The 6,915-nt window shown below is 71.3% G+C and carries 6 protein-coding genes; 5 read left to right on the forward strand and 1 reads right to left on the reverse strand.

All coding sequences use genetic code 11. The features are described 5' to 3' along the window. Positions 1-58: 58 nt before the first annotated feature. Complete coding sequence (locus ACFWGJ_RS17690) at positions 59-1,717, reverse strand: protein kinase (RefSeq protein WP_387325167.1); 1,659 nt, start codon at positions 1,715-1,717, stop codon at positions 59-61. Positions 1,718-1,932: 215 nt separating this feature from the next. On the opposite strand from ACFWGJ_RS17690, the gene argC reads away from it, so the two are divergent. The 5 genes from argC to ACFWGJ_RS17715 are packed head-to-tail and all read left to right on the forward strand — an operon-like array spanning position 1,933 to position 6,804. Continuing rightward, on the forward strand, positions 1,933-2,961 hold the full coding sequence (argC, locus tag ACFWGJ_RS17695; protein ID WP_387325170.1) for an N-acetyl-gamma-glutamyl-phosphate reductase: 1,029 nt from the start codon (positions 1,933-1,935) through the stop codon (positions 2,959-2,961). Then, on the forward strand, positions 2,958-4,109 hold the full coding sequence (gene argJ, locus ACFWGJ_RS17700; RefSeq protein ID WP_387325172.1) for a bifunctional glutamate N-acetyltransferase/amino-acid acetyltransferase ArgJ: 1,152 nt from the start codon (positions 2,958-2,960) through the stop codon (positions 4,107-4,109). Before argC ends, argJ begins: the two co-directional genes overlap by 4 nt. Then, on the forward strand, positions 4,106-5,014 hold the full coding sequence (gene argB, locus ACFWGJ_RS17705; protein WP_387325175.1) for an acetylglutamate kinase: 909 nt from the start codon (positions 4,106-4,108) through the stop codon (positions 5,012-5,014). Before argJ ends, argB begins: the two co-directional genes overlap by 4 nt. Then, the gene (locus tag ACFWGJ_RS17710) at positions 5,011-6,249 is read left to right on the forward strand and encodes an acetylornithine transaminase (protein WP_387325178.1); all 1,239 of its coding nucleotides are present in this window, start codon (positions 5,011-5,013) and stop codon (positions 6,247-6,249) included. Before argB ends, ACFWGJ_RS17710 begins: the two co-directional genes overlap by 4 nt. Positions 6,250-6,267: 18 nt before the next feature. After that, complete coding sequence (locus tag ACFWGJ_RS17715; protein ID WP_384808324.1) at positions 6,268-6,804, forward strand: arginine repressor; 537 nt, start codon at positions 6,268-6,270, stop codon at positions 6,802-6,804. The last annotated feature ends 111 nt before the right edge of the window (positions 6,805-6,915 follow it).

Raw genomic sequence — 6,915 nt, forward strand, 5'->3', positions numbered from 1 at the left:
CGGCCGGGCGGTCCGGGTGCGGCGGCAGCCGCCCGGGCCGCCCCGGCGCGACGTCGGGTCAGCCCTTCTCGGTGGTGTCCTTGGTGCTCAGGAACAGGTCCTGGCCGTTCTTCGTGACGGCGAAGCTGCCGTCGGCGCGGAGTTCGAGGACGGCCCCTCCGTCGGGGTATCCCGTGTTGGTGGCCCACACCGGCTTGTCGTCGGCGGTGTAGACGACCAGGTTGCCGTCCTCCTGGAACACGGCCTTGTAGTTCTCGCCGGAGGTGAGGGACGCCCACGTGGCCTTGTCGTTCACGTCGTAGGCGACGAGGTTGCCGTCCGGCTGCATGATCAGCTTCATGTGCGCGGTCTGCAGGAACTCACCTGTCTGCAGCGTGCGCCGGGGCTGGACCGTCAGTGTCTCCGGCAGGGGCTCGGGGCTCTCGGCCTCCTCGCTCGCCTCCGGCTTCCTGCTCGCCTCCGGATCGCCGGCGCCGGACGTCTTCCGGTGGGAGTCGCCGCGGCTCGCCGACCCCTTCGGGTCCTTGGCCTCGGCGCCCGAGCCGGAGCTCTGCAGGGCGAACACGGCGGCCACCACGACGGCGACCGTGACCACGGCGCCGGCGGCGATGAGCGGTGTGCGGCGGTACCAGGGGGGCCGGGTGCCCCGCGGGGGAGTGCCGGCCGGTCCGGTCGGCGGCGGGGACGCCAGGAACCGTGTCTGGGCGACGGTTGCCGGCGCCGGGGCCGCAGGTGAGGGCAGGGCGCCCGGCAGGGACGCGGCGTCGACGGACGCGGTGGGTGCGGTGGCGTCGACCCTCGTGGGGGCGTACGGCACCGAGGGCGCGGGCGGCGTGGGAGGAGCGGTGGCCGCGGGCACGTCCGAGGCGGGCGCCATGGCGATGATCCGCTGGTAGGCGGGGTGGCGCACGATGTCGGTCTCGCTGGCGCAGAGTTCCACGATGCGCTGCGGCTCCGGGCGCATGGCCGGGTCCTTGTGCGCGCACAGGGCGAGCAGTTCGGCCATCTCCGCGGGAACCCCGGCGAGGTCCATGTCCTCGTGGACGGTGCGGTAGGAGACGGTCGCCAGCGAGCCCTGCCCGTACGGCGCGCGGCCGGTGAGGCAGTAGGCCACCGTGACGGCCAGCGCGAACACGTCGGACGGCGGACCCGCCTCGCTGCGGGTCAGGGTCTCCGGGGCCATGAACCCCGGGGTGCCTATCGCGGTGCCGACCTGCGTGATGTTCGCCATGTCCTCGCTGCGGGCGATCCCGAAGTCGATGAGCTGGGGACCCGTGGCCGACAGGATGACGTTCTGCGGCTTGATGTCCCGGTGCAGCACACCGTGCACGTGGACGTCCGCGAGGCCCTCGGCCAGCGCGGCCAGCACGGCACGGCCGAGGTCGACCGGGAATGGCCCTGCCGCCGCGACCGCGTCGGCCAGCGTCGGGCCGGGCACGTACTCGGTCGCCATCCAGAACGGCGGGCTGTCCACCTCGGCGTCGATGAGCGCCGCGGTGAAGGCGTTGCGGATGGTTCCCAGCGTCTCCACCTCACGGCGGAAGCGCTGCAACGCCGCCGGGTCGTACTGGAGATGGGCGTTGATGACCTTGACCGCGGCGGGCCGGCCCCCGGGCGTCCGGCCGAGGTAGACGCTTCCCATGCCGCCGGAACCGAGCCGTCCCAGTAAACGGTAGCGGCCCATGTCCGTCGGGTCGGAATCTTGCAGCGGGTACACCTGACACGCCCTCCAGCAGTCGAGACACGCGCGTCCGTAGGGACGGGGCTGGTGTCAAAGACTCTCTGCGGCGGGATGTCGGTTCCGGTACCACCGTTACTTCGCTCCGCCCTGAGGACGAAGAATATAACTCCTGTGACGTGGGTACTCACTCAGGCAAGATTGCATAAACGTGCAGCGAATCGTATAGTCATGCCATCCAAGAGGAGGGTTCCATGGCGGTACGTGCGGCAGTGGCCGGAGCGAGTGGGTACGCGGGCGGGGAACTGCTGCGTCTGCTCCTGGTGCACCCCGAGATCGAGATCGGCGCCCTGACCGGCAACTCCAACGCGGGACAGCGGCTCGGCGCCCTGCAGCCGCACCTGCTGCCGCTGGCCGACCGCGTGCTCCAGGAGACCACGGCCGAGGTCCTCGCGGGGCACGATGTCGTCTTTCTGGCGCTGCCCCACGGACAGTCCGCCGCCGTGGCCGAGCAGCTCGGCCCGGACGTCCTGGTCGTCGACATGGGCGCCGACTTCCGGCTGAAGGACGCGGCCGACTGGGAGCGGTTCTACGGCTCACCGCACGCCGGGACCTGGCCCTACGGCCTGCCCGAGCTGCCGGGTGCCCGCGCGGCGCTGGAGGGGTCCAGGCGCATCGCGGTACCCGGCTGTTATCCGACGGCCGTCACGCTGGCGCTCGTCCCCGCGTACACGGCGGGCCTCGCCGAGAACGAGGCCGTCGTCGTCGCCGCGTCCGGGACGTCCGGCGCCGGCAAGTCCCCCAAGACGCATCTGCTCGGCAGCGAGGTCATGGGGTCCATGTCCCCGTACGGCGTCGGCGGCGGCCACCGGCACACCCCCGAGATGATCCAGAACCTCGGCGCGGTCGCGGACGGGCCCGTCACCGTCTCCTTCACCCCGACCCTCGCCCCGATGTCCCGGGGCATCCTCGCCACGTGCAGCGCCAGGGCGAAGCCCGGCGTCACCGCGGAGTCGGTACGGGCCGCCTACGAGAAGGCGTACGCGGACGAGCCGTTCGTGCACCTGCTGCCCGAGGGGCAGTGGCCCGCCACCGCGTCCGTCCACGGTTCCAACGCCGTTCAGGTGCAGGTCGCGTACGACGCCGCCGCGGGGCGCATCATCGCGATCAGCGCCATCGACAACCTCACCAAGGGCACCGCGGGCGGTGCCCTCCAGAGCATGAACATCGCCCTCGGACTCGACGAGGCCACCGGGCTTTCCACGATCGGAGTCGCACCGTGAGTGTCACGGCAGCCAAGGGGTTCACGGCGGCGGGCATCGCCGCCGGGATCAAGGAGAACGGCAACCCCGACCTGGCCCTCGTGGTCAACAACGGGCCCCGCCTCGCCGCCGCGGGCGTCTTCACCTCCAACCGCGTGAAGGCCGCGCCGGTGCTGTGGTCCGAGCAGGTCCTCAAGGGCGGGCAGCTGACCGCCGTCGTCCTCAACTCCGGCGGCGCCAACGCCTGTACGGGACCCAAGGGCTTCCAGGACACGCACGCCACCGCCGAGAAGGTGGCGGAGGTCCTCGGTCAGAACGCCGCCGAAGTGGCCGTGGCCTCCACCGGCCTCATCGGCATCCTGCTCCCCATGGACAAGCTCCTGCCGGGCGTCGAGCAGGCCGCCGCGGCCCTGTCGGAACACGGCGGCGAGAAGGCCGCCATCGCCATCAAGACCACCGACACCGTCCACAAGACCTCGGTCGTGCAGGGCGACGGCTGGACCGTCGGCGGCATGGCCAAGGGCGCGGGCATGCTCGCCCCCGGCCTCGCCACGATGCTCGTCGTCCTCACCACGGACGCCGACGTCGACAGCGACAGCCTGGACAGGGCGCTGCGGGCGGCCACGAAGGTCACCTTCGACCGCGTCGACTCCGACGGCTGCATGTCGACCAACGACACCGTGCTGCTGCTCGCCTCCGGTGCCTCCGAAGTCACCCCCGAGTACGCGGAGTTCGCCGAGGCCGTACGGGCCGTCTGCGACGACCTCGGCCAGCAGCTGATCCGGGACGCCGAGGGCGCGGGCAAGGACATCAGGATCGAGGTCGTGAACGCGGCGAGCGAGGACGACGCCGTCGAGGTGGGCCGCTCCATCGCCCGCAACAACCTCCTCAAGTGCGCCATCCACGGCGAGGACCCCAACTGGGGCCGCGTGCTCTCCGCCATCGGCACGACCTCCGCCGCCTTCGAGCCCGACCTGCTGAACGTCGCCATCAACGGCGTCTGGGTCTGCAAAAACGGTTCCGTCGGCGAGGACCGCGACCAGGTCGACATGCGCTACCGGGAGGTCCACATCGTCGCCGACCTCGCCGCAGGCACGGAGACCGCCACGATCTGGACCAACGACCTCACCGCGGAGTACGTCCACGAGAACAGCGCGTACTCGTCATGAGCGCCACCCGTAAGCACACCGCGCTGCCCAAGGCGCAGATCCTCATCGAGGCACTGCCCTGGCTGACCCGGCACAACGGCAAGACCGTCGTCATCAAGTTCGGCGGCAACGCCATGATCGACGAGGACCTGAAGGCCGCGTTCGCGCAGGACGTGGTGTTCCTGCGCCAGGCCGGGCTCAAGCCCGTGGTCGTGCACGGCGGCGGCCCGCAGATCAACGCGGCCCTGGACCGGCACGGCATCGTCAGCGAGTTCAAGGCGGGCCTCAGGGTCACCACCGAGGACGCCATGGACGTCGTACGCATGGTGCTCGCCGGGCAGGTCCAGCGCGAACTCGTCGGACTGCTCAACCAGCACGGTCCGCTCGCCGTGGGACTCACCGGCGAGGACGCGCACACCATCACCGCCGTCAAGCACCAGCCCGAGATCGACGGGGAGTTGGTCGACATCGGGCGGGTGGGCGAGATCACCGCGATCGACACGGGCGCGATCGAGGCACTGCTCGCCGACGGCCGCATCCCGGTCGTCTCCTCGATCGCCCGCAGTCAGGACGACGGACATGTCTACAACGTCAATGCTGATACGGCGGCTGCGGCACTCGCTGCGGCGCTGGGCGCCGAGACACTGATGGTCCTCACCGACGTCGAGGGCCTCTACGAGGACTGGCCGAACTCCGACGAGGTCATCAGCCGGCTCACCGCCAAGGAGCTGGAGAAGCTGCTGCCCGAGCTGGCCAGCGGCATGGTGCCGAAGATGGAGGGCTGTCTGCACGCCGTGCGCAACGGCGTGAACACCGCCCGCGTGATCGACGGCCGGGTCCAGCACTCGATCCTGCTGGAGATCTTCACGGACGAAGGCATCGGCACGATGGTCGTGCCCGATGCGGAGGGGGACGCTGACGCATGACCGCCAACACCGCCAACACTGCCAACGAGGCGCTCACCCGGCGCTGGCAGGGCGCGCTCATGGACAACTACGGCACCCCCAGGCTGCCGCTCGTCCGCGGCGCCGGCACCAGGCTGTGGGACGCCGACGGCACCCAGTACCTGGACTTCGTCGGCGGCATCGCGGTCAACGCGCTCGGCCACGCGCACCCGGCGATCGTCGAGGCCGTGAGCCGGCAGATCGCGTCCCTCGGCCATGTCTCCAACCTCTTCGTCGCCGAACCGCCCGTCGCGCTCGCCGAACGGCTCCTCCAGCTCTTCGGACGCGAGGGCCGCGTGTACTTCTGCAACTCGGGGGCCGAGGCCGTCGAGGGCGCCTTCAAGATCGGCCGGCTGACCGGCCGCCCGCACATGGTCGCCACCGACGGCGGCTTCCACGGCCGCACCATGGGCGCGCTCTCGCTCACCGGCCAGCCGGGCAAGCGGGATCCGTTCCTGCCGCTGCCCGGCGACGTCACCCACGTCCCGTACGGGGACCCGCAGGCGCTGGCCGCCGCCGTCACCGAGGACACCGCGCTCGTCGTCATCGAGCCGATCCAGGGCGAGAACGGTGTGGTCGTGCCGCCCCCCGGCTATCTGAAGGCGGCCCGTGCCATCACCGCGGCCACCGGCAGCCTCCTCGTCCTGGACGAGGTGCAGACCGGGGTCGGCCGGACCGGGCACTGGTTCGAGTACCAGGCCCACGAGGGTGTCCTGCCGGACATCGTCACGCTCGCCAAGGGCCTCGGCGGCGGGCTGCCGCTGGGCGCGACCGTCGCCTTCGGGCGCGCCGCCCAGTTCCTGAAGCCCGGTCACCACGGCACGACGTTCGGCGGCAACCCGGTCGCCTGCGCGGCGGGGCTCGCCGTCCTCGACACGATCGAGTCCGAGGGACTGCTGGACAACGTGAAGCGGTCCGGCGAGAAGTTGCGCGAGGGAATCGAGTCCCTCGGACACCCGTTGGTCGACCATGTCCGTGGCTCCGGGCTCCTCCTGGGTATCGTGCTCACCGAGCCGCTCGCGCCCCGGGCGCAGCAGGCGGCTCAGGACGCCGGCCTCCTGGTGAACGCGCCCGCCCCCGATGTCGTACGGCTGATGCCGCCCCTGAACATCACCGAGGACGAGGTGGACGCGTTCCTCGGGGCCCTTCCCGGTGTTCTCGACACGGTGACCGACGGGGCCAACGGGTCCAACGGGGACGGACGAGCCGGGGAATGACCGGAGAATGAGACGACGATGACTCAGGCGCAGGATCACGACCACGCGGGACCTGCGGTTCCGCAGACCCGCACCGCACGCCACCGCCGGATCGTGGACATCCTCAACCGGCAGCCGGTGCGCTCCCAGAGCCAGTTGGCGAAACTGCTCTCCGACGACGGGCTGCACGTCACGCAGGCGACGCTGTCGCGGGACCTGGACGAGCTCAACGCGGTGAAGATCCGCAACAACGACGGCGACCTGATCTACGCGGTGCCGAGCGAGGGGGGTTTCCGGACGCCTCGCGCTCCGCTGGGGGAGTCGGCGAAGGAGGAGCGGATGCGGAGGCTGTCCGCGGAGCTGCTGATCTCCGCGGAGGCGTCGGCGAACCTGGTGGTTCTGCGTACGCCTCCCGGGGCCGCGCAGTTCCTCGCCTCGGCCATCGATCAGGCGGAGTTGCAGGACATCCTGGGGACGATCGCGGGCGACGACACGCTGCTCCTGATCAGCCGCGACCCGACGGGCGGCCAGGCCCTGGCGGACCACCTGCTCCGCCTGGCCCAGAACCACCACTGAGATCCAGACTCCGGCTGCGGGCCCGCCGTGGCCGGCCGCGCAGTTCCCCGCGCCCCTGAAAGACGGGGCTGCGCCCCGGCCCACCGGGTTTCGCCTGCGGGCCCGCCGTGG

This window comes from Streptomyces sp. NPDC060205 (genome assembly GCF_042728395.1).
In the GTDB taxonomy this organism is placed as follows: Bacteria; Actinomycetota; Actinomycetes; order Streptomycetales; family Streptomycetaceae; genus Streptomyces.